The organism is Colwellia sp. MB02u-9 (assembly GCF_014077085.1).
In the GTDB taxonomy this organism is placed as follows: Bacteria; Pseudomonadota; Gammaproteobacteria; order Enterobacterales; family Alteromonadaceae; genus Cognaticolwellia.
The window spans coordinates 64004-80702 of record NZ_JACGVF010000059.1; the positions used below are offsets into that span (position 1 = coordinate 64004).

At 37.2% G+C, this 16699-nt stretch carries 12 protein-coding genes and 1 pseudogene; 8 read left to right on the forward strand and 5 right to left on the reverse strand.

The genetic code is table 11. The features are described from left to right. Nucleotides 1-7 precede the first annotated feature (7 nt). From H4J65_RS00720 to H4J65_RS00730, 3 genes are all read right to left on the reverse strand, one after another. A complete protein-coding gene (locus H4J65_RS00720) occupies nucleotides 8-2206 on the reverse strand; it encodes a hypothetical protein (protein ID WP_182194222.1) in 2199 nt (732 codons plus the stop codon). Next, the gene (locus tag H4J65_RS00725; protein WP_182194226.1) at nucleotides 2206-2796 is read right to left on the reverse strand and encodes a GNAT family N-acetyltransferase; all 591 of its coding nucleotides are present in this window, start codon (nucleotides 2794-2796) and stop codon (nucleotides 2206-2208) included. The genes H4J65_RS00720 and H4J65_RS00725 overlap by 1 nt, the downstream gene beginning before the upstream one ends. A 1104-nt stretch (nucleotides 2797-3900) precedes the next feature. Continuing rightward, nucleotides 3901-4599 (reverse strand): FadR/GntR family transcriptional regulator, encoded by a 699-nt coding sequence (locus H4J65_RS00730; protein ID WP_182194229.1) that lies wholly within the window; start codon nucleotides 4597-4599, stop codon nucleotides 3901-3903. A gap of 166 nt (nucleotides 4600-4765) precedes the next feature. On the opposite strand from H4J65_RS00730, the pseudogene H4J65_RS00735 reads away from it, so the two are divergent. The 6 genes and pseudogenes from H4J65_RS00735 (at nucleotide 4766) to H4J65_RS00760 (ending at nucleotide 9794) form a co-directional block, all read left to right on the forward strand. Further along, nucleotides 4766-5401 (forward strand): annotated as a pseudogene (locus H4J65_RS00735) (integrase core domain-containing protein). 88 nt (nucleotides 5402-5489) lie between these two features. After that, nucleotides 5490-6257 (forward strand): SDR family NAD(P)-dependent oxidoreductase, encoded by a 768-nt coding sequence (locus H4J65_RS00740; RefSeq protein WP_182194233.1) that lies wholly within the window; start codon nucleotides 5490-5492, stop codon nucleotides 6255-6257. Further along, nucleotides 6258-7217 (forward strand): 2-dehydro-3-deoxygalactonokinase, encoded by a 960-nt coding sequence (locus H4J65_RS00745; protein WP_182194237.1) that lies wholly within the window; start codon nucleotides 6258-6260, stop codon nucleotides 7215-7217. It begins immediately after the preceding gene. A gap of 31 nt (nucleotides 7218-7248) precedes the next feature. Beyond that, nucleotides 7249-7896 (forward strand): 2-dehydro-3-deoxy-6-phosphogalactonate aldolase, encoded by a 648-nt coding sequence (locus H4J65_RS00750; protein ID WP_182194242.1) that lies wholly within the window; start codon nucleotides 7249-7251, stop codon nucleotides 7894-7896. After that, nucleotides 7896-8807 carry an SMP-30/gluconolactonase/LRE family protein gene (locus H4J65_RS00755; protein ID WP_182194246.1) on the forward strand — a complete coding sequence of 304 codons (912 nt, stop codon included), beginning with the start codon at nucleotides 7896-7898 and terminating at the stop codon, nucleotides 8805-8807. The genes H4J65_RS00750 and H4J65_RS00755 overlap by 1 nt, the downstream gene beginning before the upstream one ends. A gap of 105 nt (nucleotides 8808-8912) precedes the next feature. After that, nucleotides 8913-9794, forward strand: a complete 882-nt coding sequence (locus H4J65_RS00760) for an aldose 1-epimerase (protein ID WP_182194248.1) — start codon at nucleotides 8913-8915, stop codon at nucleotides 9792-9794. 244 nt (nucleotides 9795-10038) lie between these two features. On the opposite strand, the gene H4J65_RS00765 is transcribed toward H4J65_RS00760, so the two are convergent. Further along, on the reverse strand, nucleotides 10039-12174 hold the full coding sequence (locus H4J65_RS00765; RefSeq protein WP_182194252.1) for an alpha-galactosidase: 2136 nt from the start codon (nucleotides 12172-12174) through the stop codon (nucleotides 10039-10041). Nucleotides 12175-12405: 231 nt separating this feature from the next. Here H4J65_RS00765 and H4J65_RS00770 point away from each other — a divergent pair, with 231 nt between their 5' ends. Next, entirely contained in the window at nucleotides 12406-14373 is a 1968-nt protein-coding gene (locus H4J65_RS00770) for a beta-galactosidase (protein WP_182194256.1), read from the forward strand. 75 nt (nucleotides 14374-14448) lie between these two features. Beyond that, the gene (locus tag H4J65_RS00775; protein ID WP_182194312.1) at nucleotides 14449-15873 is read left to right on the forward strand and encodes an SLC5 family protein; all 1425 of its coding nucleotides are present in this window, start codon (nucleotides 14449-14451) and stop codon (nucleotides 15871-15873) included. 72 nt (nucleotides 15874-15945) lie between these two features. On the opposite strand, the gene H4J65_RS00780 is transcribed toward H4J65_RS00775, so the two are convergent. Next, the gene (locus tag H4J65_RS00780) at nucleotides 15946-16692 is read right to left on the reverse strand and encodes a SapC family protein (RefSeq protein WP_182194259.1); all 747 of its coding nucleotides are present in this window, start codon (nucleotides 16690-16692) and stop codon (nucleotides 15946-15948) included. Between the last annotated feature and the right edge of the window lie 7 nt (nucleotides 16693-16699).

The following is a 16699-nucleotide window of genomic DNA, read 5'->3' on the forward strand; positions in this document are numbered from 1 at the left end:
CTAGCTGTTATTTTTCATTGCCATTCTTATTTACTAGCAAGATAATCAGCATCATTGCGAATAAGACCACAATACTCACCTGTAGGGGGCCTGAAATGTTAACCCCTAACTTGCTGCCGTTAAGGATATCAAAGATATCTTTCAGTGCACCTATAGATATTAATGCCATTGAACCAGATAAAACACGGGTGAAGCGTTTACTATTTCGAGTGCGTATCTTTTCATACAGCTTGGCTGTTTCTGAAATAATTTCTTCTTGGCGATTTTGAATCTTATCTAAAGTGCTCTGAGTGCGGATATGGAGTTTTTCAAAATCCATATGCTTGAAGACCTTTTGGATCATACGTGTATGATCCGGAAAGGTCATCATACTACCTGCGCTTATCAAATCCAGTAACCAATGGGCATCGTTGGTGAACTGTTTGAGGCACTCCCCTTCAATTTGTAACTTTTCTACACGTGATTTAAGCTTTGAAGCAGTAATTTTTTTATCGCTCAGCGTTGGCAATGCTTGATCTAAGCTAAATTTCAGTTGTTTATCTAACCGTTTATTGGTGAGCTGAAATAAGTTATTAATGGCGGCGGCAACACCCATCATTTCGGCAGATTGTTCTATCACCCAATTAGGTTGTTGAAGTAGACCTAAAACGCACTCATGATGATTGGTATAAGCAAACTCTTCATGGTTATAGCAATCTTGGTTCAAGTTAAACGATTCTGAGTTCACAGTCCTAAGGCACCAGTCATCAACCGCGCTTCGCAGCTCTCGTTGCTGCAGGACAAAAACAGGGTAAGCAAAATGTGATTTAATCGATTTAGCCGTGACTGCAGCGCACTCGCCATCGACACATTCAACTATCCGGTCCAGCAATGTGGATACGTAGCGATTCTCTGTTTTATTAAACGAGAGGATGTCAGAAACAGGTTTTTCATAATGATCAAAATTGCTACTGAGGCTATTGGCTAATTCGATAAAACGATTTTCAGCGAACTCTTCTAGCAAGCCCATATTTTGATTGTGCCAGCGCATTTTTTGGTCCATAGCAAATGGGGTGCCCAGTGACATGGCATGTCGAACGCCACTTGCGCTAACATTATTTAATTGTGCTTTTAGGTTTAGTGCAAAAATACCCATGGGATAATAAATCAACTCAACTGCAAAATTAAGATTGGAGTCTTTGCCGTTTTTATTGCGGAATGGCATAGTTAATTCTGGTAATTGCCATGAATAAATATCTTCAAAGTTTTTTGAAATTCCAGCCCAAATATCATTTAGCATATTGCGTTGAGGTGCTTCTGCTCCCCAGTCTTCAAGATAGAGTTTATGTGTTTTTGGGGCTTGGTCAACGATGTTTGATAGCGATTGCCTTAACTCTCGTGTCACCGTGTGATTGACGCAAGCAAAGTATGAAATATTAATTGCCCCACGTTCGACAAAGAGTTCTCCCGAACCTTTTGGCCTATTTTCACTAAAAAATCTTAACGATGGCCAAAGCGCTTCCAAATCCGTCGACATAATGTATTTGTCATCGTCGGTTAATGCCTTTACTGCTTCCAAAAACTTTGGCCGAAGCTTGGCCATTTGTTGAGTAAGGATTTCAGGATCTCCCCAGCGGATAGCACACAACTGGGCAATAATTGAAACGCCTGCACTAAAGTGACGATATGAATTGAACTCTTGCACTAAATGCTCAGAATATAATTGGCACTCAACGTCATTAAACTCAGCGGTTAGTTCGTTAATACATACTAAGTGGGCATCAATATTTTCAGCTGCTTGTGCCATCAACCATTCTTGACTGGTATAAATACCGCGATCGATATAGCAAATATCAACTTGAATTACGGCGAACTGTTGTAGCGTTTTGTTGAATGCACACGAGGGTAACGCTTTTAATGCGGTAATGCTTGAGCGCACTAATGTTTCAGCATGATTATACCAATTACTCTCTTCGACCTCGTGGCGAGCGTAGCCATAGCAAGCACAAAACAATAATAATATTTCATCGTTGTTAATGTTCTCGATACTTTGAGTGGTTATTGTGGCTTGGTCTTCTAATTGATTAACAAGCGTAAAAGCGGGAGAATTGTTGGCTTGTAACTCTGTTTTTGCCCAATGGAAACATTGTTCAAAATTTTCTGAGCGAATATATTCAAAAAACTTGGTTAAAATGATTTGTTGTCCGATGTTCTGCTCGAATGACATTAATTTTCCTTGGATAAGATACGGTTGCGTTGTTGCTCTAATCTTGGATCATCAGGCATCAGGTAATAGCTTTGCAAGAATATTTGTTCAATGATGTCAGCAAGTTGATATTTAGAGGGGGGGGGGTGTTTCGAGCTAGCGTGATACATCAATGCCATTGGCGTTGATTGCATATTATCATAATGGGGTGAAAGATATTCAACATTGAGCGTGGTAAACCCTAATTGCTTGTAAAAGTCTTCAGGTCCCGACTCGGCCTCGACTAATAACCATTTTAAATCAGCATTAGCATCGAAAAAATTAAACAATTCATTGCATAGCAATTTGCCCAAACCTTTGCCCTGATGATGCGGCGCAATGAATAAATAACCTAACATGGCAAAAGACAAGGGCGAGTAAAGCTCAGTTAATGACATACCGAGCACTCGATTATCTTTGCACAGCAAGATGCATCGAGATTGTCCGTTGTTAATAGCTTGTTCAATGTCAACTATCGGCTCTCGCTCCCATTGAGGAAATATATCGCAATACAACGCAATAGCCTCTTGCCAGAGTGGACCCTCGGCATGTGTAAGTTGTTTAGTCTGCATGAATTTAACTACTTCTGCTTTTTCTAAATAATATCAAAACTAGGCCAGAAATGTTTTTTCTTTTTTCAACAACAACCAGAGATTATGAATAAGGCCAAGCGGAGTATTGTCCTTCTATGTTTTTTATGCCAATTCCTATAATCTCGGCTCTAGATATACTGAAAGCTATAGGAGAAACAATGATCGGTTTAATAGATTTTTCTCAGCACAACAAGATCACAAACTTAATGAGATTGGTATAAAATAAATAACCTATCCAAAAATTTTACTTTACAGATTTTTCTGTATCTGAGTCGATTCTTCTTCTCAGCAAGATAAACGCATTATGGACTTCCCACATTTACCTTCAATAGGTATGTCATGGTCAAACTTCATTGGATATAATGCACGTAGCTCAATGCCGTTTTGGGATGGCATCATTTTGTTCTTCTTTCTCAGTATCTTTTGTATACCATTTTCTATCAATTCTAAAGGGGCGTACCAGAGATTTCTATTGTCATATTTAACAATATGTAGTGTTTTATCTATTACATGTCTAGCAACTTGTTTAGCCATTTATTGAGTGTTTTAGAGGTAAATAATACTGGGATTAAGAGTACGCTCAGGAATTAACTTTTGCAAAGTATATGCAAAGTGTGTTTTTGGTATATTTAATTGTTTGAAATATAAGTGCTTGGCTTGGCTTGGCACTATACTTTAATATAAGGCGACTGGCTTTTCATATCTATTCATCATTAACTATGCCATTTCACATCTCGCTCGACAGGCCAGTTTTGAATATTTCGAATTAGCACGTTATGGGTAACAACGTAAAATAAGTTGAGGTGTCAACACACATTTTCAGCATCTAGTATTATCGCGGCTAGTGATATGTTACTGACCGCTAAAGAAACAAAAGATAAAATGTATGCAAAATTGCTGTATTTGGTTATTTATCGATTACCTGTGGATTTAGCAGATATTGACATACACTTATATTGGCACAAAAATCTAAATTTTTAATTTGTAAATAAATGGCTGGTAAATAAAGTTATTCAAGCAACACCGGGGACTTTAACACCCGGTGAAGATACAGAGTACGGTCAACCAAAAAGCGCTTTACCTTTACAATTGAGATTCAATTAACTCTAGCGCTTCGTCTAAAATAATTGTCACTGCGTTACGAGCTTTTTCGGGGTTTCTAGATTTTATGGTATCAATAATTTCAGCATGCTTTTTAACATCAGCCCCTGGTACACCTTTAATCTTATTTGTGTAACGTATACTCACTCTGAGTGCAGTACTGATAAACTCGGTAAGTTGCCCAAAGAATCGATTACCACTAGCAACCAATATACTGGTATGAAATGCAATATCTGCCTCTAAAGGGTCATCTAATCCTAGTTCCGCTTCTTTCATACGAATAAGCGCTTTATCAATATCTTCTAATTGTTCAAAGGAAGCATTCATCGACGCTAATGCTGCAGCTTGAGGTTCTATCGCCAGCCTTACTTGAGTAAATTCTTTTAACAAAGACAGAGAAGGTTTGTTGCTTAGTATCCAAGTTAATACATCAGTATCAAACATATTCCAGCTACTTTCAGGCAACACTCTTATGCCCTGTTTAGGACGTGATGAAATAAGTCCTTTCGCCGACAACATTTTTACGGCTTCACGAGTCGAACTGCGACTAACATTATGTTGCAAACAAAGATCAGCTTCTGATGGCAGCCCTTGGCCAATTGGATAAGTGCCTTTGACTATTGCCATCCCTAGATCATGAGTCAGTTGATGGGTTAGGTTTTGTCTAGGAGAATGCTTCATTTAGTGCTGTTCCGAACTTGTGAATTAATATGTTATATCATATTTAATTTCATGAAAATATGATATAAATTTATCTCATTAATAAATAGTAATACGGTAATCCCACCTAAAAATAATCGAAGTCAAAAGTAGAATCTTCTCTTACGCTACAAGCAGGAGAACATTCATGAAAAACAAACACTTTAGTGACAGTCAAATATTAGCTATTTTAAAGCAAGCTGAAAATGGTGTTTTAAATAAAGCGGCATGGATGCTTCACTTATAGCAAGAATGCAAGAGCTAGAAGCATAAAGTAGACCTTTGAAAAAATGTCTGCTGAAGAGCGTGTAAAAGCATAAATTATTCAGGAAGCACTGGCAAAAAAGTGCTGAAAGCTTCTAAGCGTAAAGTCATGGTTCAAGAAGCGATACATCATCATAATGTCAGCATCAGTCTAATCTGTAGAATATTCTCCATTAGCGAAACCTGCTATCGGTATCAGCCAAAGCTGAGGTGTGATCATGAAAAATAGCAATTTTCCTCTGGCTTTAACGTTCAAGAAAAGTAACTGGAGTTTTGAATTATGCTTTATTCAGCCAGGTAAACCACAGAAAAACGCATATATTTAGCGTTTTAATCGGACAGTAAGATATGACTGGCTCAGTCATTACATTTATCGTGATATTGAAAGTTACGAAACAGAGCAACATAATGGTTATAGACTTATAACCATGAGCGACCTAACATGGGGATTGGCGATATGACTCCAATCCAAAAAATCAAACTAACACAGAGTAAAATGTCTACTACCGACCGCCATTAAAATGGGGGTATTACCAGACAAGGCATCATAATTTTTTGTTTGCTATTAAGAAAAATATATAACCTTTTTAACTAGTTGGAGTATTAAAGTGGGTTTATTAACTCAATATAATAATTTAAAAGATAAAGTCGTTTTTATTACTGGTGGCGCCAGTGGTATTGGTGCATCTATGGTTAAAGCGTTTGTGCAGCAAGAAGCAAAAGTAGCCTTTATAGATTTAAATCAAGATCTAGCTGAAGAATTAATAAGTAACTTGCCTTTAACCACACTCGATAATGTCTGGTTTAGAGCGATTGACGTGACAAAATCTGAATCATTACAACAAGCCATTACCGATGCCGCAGAGCATTTTGGCAGTTTAGATGTACTCGTCAATAATGTTGGTAATGATAACCGTCAAGATATTGAAAAAATTTCGGCACATGATTGGCATAAATGTATGCAAGTCAATCTAGACCCTGCATTTTTTTCTGCTCAAGCTGCATATAGCATTATGAAAAAAAATGCCTCAGGTAGCATCATCAACTTCAGCTCTATCAATGCATTAATGGGGCAACAACATATGACAGGGTATGTTACCGCTAAAGCCGGATTGATAGGCATGACCAAAGCCCTCTCAAAAGAATTTGGTGATCAAAATATTAGGGTTAATGCAATAGTTCCTGGCTGGGTAGCAACTGAACGTCAATTAGCAAGCTGGTTGACGAATAAAGAAGAAGACAAATGGACTGAATCTATGGCGCTTAAAACAAGAATTTTGCCAGAAGATGTTGCAAATTTAGCCTTATTTTTAGCCTCGGATGACAGTGCGTTAATCACAGGACAAAGCATAATAATTGATGGTGGGAGAACATAATTGTTAATTCATGAATATATTGTTGCTGTTGATTGGGGAACAAGCCATTTACGTGCTTTTTTATGTAAAGTAAATAAAGATAATCCCCTGACATTGGTTGATAAAGCGTATAGCTTAGGGGTAAATAAAGTTATTCATAGCTTTGAACAAACCCTATTTGACTGTATTTCCCCTTGGCTTTCACAATATGGCAAAGTTCCTATTTTTATGATCGGACAAATTGGCTCAAGTCTTGGTTGGAAAGAAACTGACTACCTCCCTTGCCCAACCAAACTTGAAGGCATAGCAGCAAAAGGTGTTAACTTTACTTGTGCTGGCCATGAAATTACTATTATTCCGGGGTTGAGCTGTCGTTTAAGTAATGATAATTATGATGTGATGCGAGGTGAAGAGCTGCAAACGCTTGGGTGGTTACAACAAGATACTCAAAGATTTAAAGGGACACATCTAGTTTGTTTACCTGGCACTCATACTAAATGGGTGTTGATTAAAGAAGGTAAAGTTGAACTCTTTAAAACAGCGATGACAGGTGAACTTTTTGACTTGTTAACCAATCACAGTATTTTAATTCAAAAAGGTAATGCGACTTTCGATCAACCTGCATTTAAAAAAGGCGCTGACTTTACGCTAAAAAGTGAATTAGGTAGTTTTACTCACGGTTTATTTAGTGTGAGGAGTAAGCAACTTTTTGGAGAGTTAACTCATTCGCAAGCATCTTCCTATTTATCCGGTTTGTTAATTGGTAGCGATGTACGCGCCGCATTAAATGCAGAGGAATGGCAATTATCTGAATTAGGTGAAGTGTCAATCATAGGTACTAAGCATTTAAGTCAGCAATTTTCACAAGTACTCGAAATGCATGGGATCAAAACAAATATATGCGAAGTTACTGACATGACTTTATTAGGTTTTAATGCCGTATACCAGCAAGTTTCAGCATTATCCAAGCCAGAACACTAAAAGCTAAGAGTCAATTAACTAAGGATTATCGTTGGAAAAACATATTCAAAAGCACCCTGTCATTGCTATTTTACGTGGAATAACACCTGAAGCTGTCGTCGAAATAGCACAATGTTTATACGCTCATGGGATCCGTGTCATTGAAGTGCCTTTAAATTCGCCTCAAGCAATTAAGTCGATTGAAAAACTTGTTAATGCTCTGCCAGATGACTGCTTAATTGGTGCTGGTACCGTGTTCAACGTAGAACAAATTATACAAATAGAAAATGTTGGCGGTAAACTCATTGTTTCACCACATTGTGACCCAGATTTAATTCAATATTGCCAATCAAAAAAATTACATGTTATAGCTGGAGTAGCAACACCAACCGAAGCCATTTTAGCTTATCAAGCAGGAGCAAGGTGGTTGAAACTATTTCCCGCACAAACTTACGGTTTTAGTCATGTTAAGGCACTAAAATCTGTTTTACCTAATGACGTACATATCATTCCTGTTGGAGGAGTTTCACAAAATAACGTTTTACAATGGTTATCATCTGGGGCTAGTGCTTTAGGCTTTGGGAGTAGTTTATATCAAAGTAATGACTCTCTTGATGAAACTACGGCTAACGTAATTAAATTAAATAAAGTACTCAATATAACCCCCAATACTAATATAAATAAACAATGGCAAACATAATGAGTACTACAACAGCTACGTTATTGAAAATTATTCCTTGTCAATGTCAGTTAGGTGAAGGCGTTTTATGGCATGACGAGCAACAAGCTATTTATTGGCTAGATATTGAAGCATGTGATTTGTACCGATATTATATTTCCAGTGAGGTATTAGAAAAATTTACATTACCTCAACGTATGGGCAGCTTTGCATTTACTCCAGTTAATAATCAAATCATTGCAGCCTTTGAACAGGGGTTTGCTCGATATAACTTTATAACATCTGAGATAGATTGGATAAATCAACCTGAGCTTCACATAAAAGGTAACCGTCTTAATGATGGTCGAGTAGATAAACAAGGACGATTTTGGGCAGGATCAATGGTTGAATCAACAAGTACACCCAAACAGAAATCCGCGTTATATTGCGTTGATCATCAACTTAACTGCCATAAAAAGATGGATGATTTACTTATTTCTAATAGTTTATGTTGGAACAAAGCAGGAGATATTCTCTATCATGCAGATTCTCCTAGCCATCAAATATTTCAATATGATTTTTGTAAAGAAAAAGCCGCAATCAGCAATAAAAAACTATTTGCAACCACAAACACTTCAACGTTCCCTGACGGTTCAATAGTAGACGCCCAAGATTACTTATGGAATGCGCAATGGGGTAGCAGTAAAGTCATAAGATATAATTGTAATGGCGAAATTGACTTATCAATAGTGCTCCCCGTATCACAACCTTCATGTGTTACTATCGGAGGCGAAAACTTAGATTGGTTAATAATCACCAGCGCTAAACAAGGCTTATCCAGTTCCGCTCTCACCAAAGAACCCTTATCAGGTAACCTCTTTATTTATCAGTTAACTGGTGCTTCTGGTTTAGTAGACCCTCAGTGCACAATTTGCTTTAACTGGTCTTCATAAAATAATACAAATCCCCTTAATTATCCTAAATTTATCACTAGACAAGACTACATCTTAGTGTTTTAATTTAGCTAAATTATCATATAAATAATATTTAACTCAATTATGGCCTCAATATTTTTAAAGAGTGATATTGCTAGCATAGAGATTTCACCTGAATTAGGTGGAGCTATTTTGGCTTATGATGCCAAATTACATAATAGCTTTGTACCTATATTAAGAAACAGCAATAACGCAAAATCTGTGCTAGGTAGTAGCTGTTTCCCGCTTGTACCCTATTCTAACCGTATTAAATATGGTCTTTTAAATTGGCAAGAAAAAAGTAGTCAACTTCCGCTGAATCATTTACCTGAAAAGCACAGTATTCATGGACATGGTTGGCAATTACCTTGGAAGGTTATACATCAAACCGATACTAACTTAACGCTCGAATATCATTATCAACAAGCCGAATGGCCTTTCTCTTATAGCGCTCAACAAATTTTTACACTTAAAGGCAGTGCGTTGAGTATTGAGCTTTCATTAATGAATAACTCAAAGAGTCAAATGCCGGCAGGATTAGGATTACACCCTTACTTTAGCTTAACGAAAAAAACATCTTTAAAATGTTCTGTCGAACAGATGTGGGCTGTGGATGACGAAAGTATGCCAACAACACTTATCGGTGCGCCTAAATCGTTGGCTAAGTCGGAAGGGTTATTAATCACGAATAGTAATTTAGATAATGTATTTACTGGTTTTTCTGCTGCAGCGACAATCGTTTGGCCTGAATGGAAGGCTAAAGCCGATATAACCACGTCTTCAAACTGTAAGTTTATCGTGGTATACAGTCCAAAAAATCAAAACTACTTTTGTTTTGAACCTGTTACTCACAGTACCGATGCTATAAATATGTCAAACAACGGGATCGATAATACGGGCATTATGACGTTAAACCCTCAAGAAAGAATGACAATATCAATGTCTATTACTCCTAAAGAAACTTAGCCTATACTCGAAACACTATTGACTACAATGGTGTTGCTCACTTAATAATAAAATGCAGGCTTAAGCTTTCAACGAGAAGGTTAAAACGTATTCAGCCATGTTTTGTAAGATAATCAATCAAAACATGGCTTATGCCCTTTCAGTATTGAACATTTTGTATTAAAACATTCTCTGAATTTTTTTAATTTCAACGACTAAATCCCTTTTATGTCGACGTTAAAAAATCCAAATATATTTAAAACAGTTATTGCGTATCGTTCAATTCAAAAATTAATGACGTCTGAGGAAATAATACTGGCAACTGCATGCCCAACTGCATAAGTGATTCACCCGAAAACTTTTGGCCCTGAATTTTACTTAAAACAGAAGGTGAATATTCCTTAAGTTTAGTAGGCCAAACCAGTGTTAATTTATAGACTTTATCTGCAGATAACCCGACAAATCTATACTTAGGTGGTGTAGTTCTTTTCGTTTCATTAATACTATTATAAGCAAAAAGTGCTTGTGATTTATCCTGGTTAATTATACCAAAATTAATTGAGTCACCATCTTGATTCAAACGAATTAACTCACCACTGTGAATTAATTGACGATGTTTTTTATGTAACGCAATAATTGTAGATAACTGTTCACAGTCTTCATCCGTTAATTCTCTGGGGTCCATTTCTAACCCCATATGACCAAAAAATGCCACTGCAGCACGCATTTCCATACTGACAATTCTACCTGTGATATGGCATTCTCTTGGCCCGATATGAGCGCCCATGACTTCACTAGGGAAGAAGAATGAACAACCTCGTTGAATCGTTAACCTATCTAAAGCATCATTCGAATCTGAGGTCCACACGCGGTCAGTATGAGCCAGTATACCATAATCCACACGAGCTCCACCTGAAGAACAACTCTCAATTTCAACATGTGAGTGCTTTTGCTTTATGCGATCAATTAATTGATATAAAGCTGTTGTTTGTTGATGTATAGCAGGCTTGCCTTGTGCGTTACCTGCGTGATTAATGTCTCGATTCATATCCCACTTAATATAAACAATTTTAGGATATTCGGTAAGAATGTCATCAATCGCATGAAATAAATAATCAACCACTTCGTTACGTGATAAATCGAGTACTAACTGGTTACGAAAGTTTAATTGTTGATTACCTGCTGTTGCTAAAACCCAGTCAGGGTGCGCGCGATATAAATCACTGTCTGGGTTCACCATTTCAGGTTCAAACCATAGTCCAAATTCCATGCCCTGTTGATTAACATGATCAATAAGAGGCGATAAACCGTTAGGATAAATTTCTTTGTCAACAACCCAATCACCTAAACCAGCAAAATCTCCACGACGGCCTTTAAACCATCCGTCATCTAAAACAAAACGCTCGGCTCCTAATCCTGCGACTTTATTCGCAAGCTCTTTCAATGTGTCGACATCATGCTCAAAGTATATCCCTTCCCATGTATTATAATGTACAGGACGGGGCTTTTGGCTGAGTTTTGGCGATAATAATTCACTGCGAACATATTGATGGAAACAGTTAGATAAGCCACTAAAGCCTTGATCAGAATAGCCAGCATAGAGTGTTGGGCTTTGATACGATTGTTGCGGCAACAATACTATCTCTCCCGGCATTAATAATTCACCTAATTGGACATAACTGCGACCTTCAGGCAACAGTTCTGCACGCATTTTATGGTTACCGCTCCAACCAAGATGAAAGCCGAAGCATTCACCCGCTTGTTCATGGGTGAAATTATTGTGCATTACCATCCCAGGAAAGTTGTCATGAGAGGTTTTTCCTTTACGGTTTTCACGTACAAAACTGCCCAGAAATAGATCAAGTGAATGGCATTGAAATTCATTTGACCATCGTCCTTCAAAAGACATTATTTTATTCATTTGATCAGACAACGGAATTGTGGGTGTCGCACACCAATTAACCGTTACTGATTGTTCACTCAGATTCACTAACTCAGTATATGCACTCAACACATCAGTATCGTGATCTAATGAAAGTGTATGGACTACTTTAATTTGGCGAATATCATCTAGCGTTTCAAAACAAACTTTATGTTCATCTATCTGAATAATATCAACAAGTTCACCACCCAATGACCATGCATAATCGTGATTGTTAATTTCAATACCTGGAGATCCTGTAAAACCCTCTCCTAAAAGAGGAGACAATGAAATAGGCGCTTCAATAACCAACGAACATTTTGCTTCTTGGCGAGTAGACAGTAGCGATAACATATCTGCAGAAGTTTGTTTAGATAATAGCTTTCCCCAATAAATTATAGCGGGTGTTTTACTCTGGCAATCAATAATTAAGCTAGCATTAGAACTATTGAGCTGAACAAAGTGTTGGTCTGATTTCATTGTAAACGTCCTTCAAATTTAAATTTAAAATTGATTTTTATTTATAGTTTATTAAATGTAATTATGATTACTATATTAATATATTTACTGAATTGCATTATTTGATCTAAAGCATCAAGAACTGCCAAACAACTGCTTAAGATAACACATTAATAATTTCACTGGAATATATCATATAAATAAGGTTAATATGCATAATATACTTTCAAATAATAAATTGGTAAAAAGTAAATGTTAGGTGTTTGTTATTATCCAGAGCATTGGCCAGAAAAAATGTGGGCACAAGATGCTAAAGAAATGCGCGAGCTTGGCTTACGTTATGTTCGTATTGGCGAATTTGCTTGGTCAAGAATAGAGTTCAGTGAAGGTGTTTATACTTTCGACTGGTTAGACCGTGCAATAGAGACTTTAGCTAATGCTGGTTTAGAAGTCATTATGTGTACGCCGACAGCGACCCCACCAAAATGGTTGATTGATAAATATCCTGATATTTTACCTGTTGATATTAATACAGGAACAAAGCGTGGCTTTGGCTCTCGTCGACACTATGATTTTTCTAGCAAAAATTATTTTCGTGAAGCAATGCGTATTTCTGAAGTTTTAGCAAAGCGTTATGGTGAACATCCAGCAATATGCGGTTGGCAAACTGATAATGAAATTGCATGTCATGATACCACTCACAGTGGTTCACCTACGGCAAAAAAAGCATTTCATGCTTGGTGTCAAACGCGTTATAAAACAATTGATAAACTTAATACCGATTGGGGCACCGTTTTTTGGTCAATGGAATATCAAAGCTTCGATCAAATTGAACTCCCTATATTAGCGGTTACAGAAACTCACCCCGCTCACCAATTAGCTTATCGACGTTTTAGCTCAGATCAGGTGATCCAGTTTCATAACAAAATGATAGCGATAATTCGCCAATATGCACCGAATAGGTTTGTCACCCATAATTTTATTCCCATGGTGGACACCCAAACTGATAATTATGCTCTCGCTGAAAATCTAGATTTTGTTAGTTATGATAATTATCCACTAGGTCGATCTGACATGTTCTTTAAAGATAAACCTGCTAAAGAATTCAAACCTTATATGCGTACTGGCCACCCAGACTTTGCCAGTTATGACTTTGATCAAAGTCGCGGTATCAGTAAAAAGAACTTCTGGATCATGGAGCAACAACCAGGTCCTGTAAATTGGGCACATCACAATCCTCGTCCAGAAAAAGGCATGGTACGTTTGTGGTCATGGCAAGCTTTTGCACATGGAGCAGATTGTGTCTGTTATTTTCGTTGGCGCCAAGCACCGTTTGCTCAAGAGCAAATGCATGCAGGCGTTAAAAGAAATGATAATTCAAAATCAGCCGCATGGGCAGAAATCGAACAAATGCGCGATGAGCTAAAAACCGTAGAATTTTCTATTGATGCACCAATACAAGCAAGAGTTGCTATATTATCAGGTACGACTAACCAATGGGTGAGTGAAATTGAACGCCAAGGCGACAGTTACAACCACCAACAAATAGAGTTCTCCTACTATTCAGCATTGCGCCAATTAGGCCTAGTTGTAGATTTTATTTCGATTAAAGGTGATTTTAGCCAATACGATTTAATTCTTGCACCATGCTTACCGATTGTCGACGATGCTTTCATAGAAAAATGTAAAGACTCGAATGCTCATTTTGTTTTTGGCCCACGTTCAGGGGGGAAAACCGACGAGCTTTCATTAGCACCGAACTTACCTCCAGGAAAACTTCAAGCCTTGTTGCCCATCAAAGTATTGTCAACTGAAACCATACGTCCAGATTGTAGTGAACAATTGAACTATAAAGATAAAACCTTTGAAAGCAGATGTTGGCGTGAAGAGTTAGAAATAACCAAAGACGTTATCGTCGATGCTAGATATCACGATCAATCACCCGCTGTTGTTCGTCATGAAAATACAAGTTATATCGCCACCTTAACTTGTGATGACTTTCTAATTGAACAGTTTGAGCACTTAGCAACAGAGCTCGATATTGCCACGGTAAGGTTACCTAAAGATATGCGGATTGTGTATCGTGGTGATCTCGCTTACATCTTTAACTATGCGGGAATAGCACAAACTTTCCCAGCAAAAAATATGGGGACATATCTATTGGGGCAAGCTTCCATGAGCCCTTATGATGTTGCCATTATTAAATTAAATAACCAATAAAATAATTAATTAACTAACTAAGATTAGTAAGGGGAATCCGTGAATATTCAAATAGCAGTATTTTTATTTATCACTATGTTAATTGCATTTTTAACCTATTTAAAATGCAAAGGGCACGGTAGAGGGAAGGGAAAAAATCAACAAAATAAGGAGTACTTTTTAGCAGGTGGTGGCTTGGCTTGGTATTTTGTCGCTGGTTCAATAACACTCACTAACTTAAGTACTGACCAATTAGTTGGGTCAAACGGTACACAAATGGCCTTGTTAGCATGGTGGGAGTTTGCCGCTGTTATTGGCTTGATACTTCTCGCGAAGGTTTTTTTACCTGTCTATTATAAATACAACTGCACCACAACCACAGAACTATTAGAGAAACGTTATAATAACAAACATATTCGCGCCGTTATCGGTGGGATGTTTTTTCTCAGTAGTGCATTAATATTTTGCCCTGCAGTGATTTATTCTGGTTCATTATTTATGCAGACAATGTTCAAAGTCGACATTCCTTTAATGTACATTGCTACTGCTTTTGCAACGTTAGGTGCACTTTACGCAATATTTGGCGGTCTTAGAGCGGTTGCCGTATCAGATACTTATTCCGGCGTGTTACTGCTAGGAATGGCTATTGTTGTCTTATTTTTATCTTTGAATGCGATTGATTATGACTTTTCAGGTATTCCTGAGGAAAGATTAACACTTATTGGTGATAACGATTCTCCAATACCTTGGCCTACATTACTAACAGGTATGATTTTTATTCAAATGTTCTATTGGGGAACAAACCAAGTTATCACCCAAAGAGCAATGGCAGCCCCTAACCTTAAGGAAGCCCAAAAAGGTGTATTTGCTGCGGTGTTCATTCGAATTATTATCGTACCTGCCATTATAGTTATCCCTGGGATAGTTTCTTTTAAACTCTACGGGGATATAGGTGATACTGCTTATGGACAGATTGTTGGGGATTTATTACCCGGATGGCTCTCTGGAGTTTTTGCCGCTGCAATGGCTGCTGCTGTGCTCTCAACCTATAATAGTAATTTAAACTCTGCAACCGCTTTGTATGTTTGTGACTTCCATGAACCTTATATTAATAAAAACATAAATGTACAAAAACTCAGTGCGTGGATCACCGCTGGGCTTACCATAGTTACCCTGGCTCTCGTTCCTGTGTATCAACAAGCTGAAAGTATCATTAATTTACTTCAGCAGTTATGGGGTTTATTTAGTATGCCTATACTATCAATATTTATTGTTGGTTTATTATTTAAGGGCGTACATGCGAACGCAGGTATAGCAGCAGTCTTTTTTGGTGTTTTATTATACGGTTCATTGTCATTTGAATTTTCACCATTTCATGCACCATTTGGTTTACATTATATCCACTTAATGTTTATCACTTTAATTGCATGTGTTTCATTTGCCTTACTGGTAAATCGCTTTGTCTTTAAAAACAAAGCCAGCTTCGCCTTTACAAAAGAAGCGAGTGCTTCTCCAACATAACTTTCTATTTGATATAGAAAAGCCACTCATTTGAGTGGCTTTTTATTGGCTAAATATTATCATTAAATCGCTTTATTCGAGCGCCAACTTAACTTGTGATATCAACTTATTGTTTTCGATATGGTTATGTTTTCTAATAAGGTTGTTTAATTGAAAAATAGACATTAACATCGCATGAATCGGCATCAGATAACCTAGCTTATTTAACTCTGCCAACTCGTCATTTGATAACTGCTGTAACTTAGCTTCATCAATAGTGTTCATACCTGTTAACGTTTGTTCAGCTCCGTCTTTATATTGCACAATAAGGTTAATACTTTTGATTAATTGCATACTCGCCAATTTATCAGTAAACAAATAACTTTGTCTGTCATTTTTTATATCGGCTTCTAATAAGGTTTTAATTCGACTTAACATCAAACTTGCTTTGCCTGTTGACTCAAATATATCAAGCCCTTTTACTGTTGAAAAAACAGGGTCACTCGGTGCTATACCTATGGTATAACCCTTATTTTCTCCAGCTGAATTCATTAAATAAAATGGGTAGCTGTGCATGCTAGCAGGGGTGAATATTGCATCCCACTTATCATTATGAACAAATAAATTTTTACCCATATTAAAACTTGCTAATGCTGACAGATTCCACATGCCTGTCTGTGAGTTTTTCACGATAAACACCGGAAAACCACTGATCGCTTGAGTGATCTCTTTTACATGTACTTTTAACATATGTTGGTGCTGTATGAAGGTCACAGCAGCATTTTCAGCCACTTTCAATTTTCCGTGTTTACTATTACTCAATTCTATTAATTCAGTCATTATGATT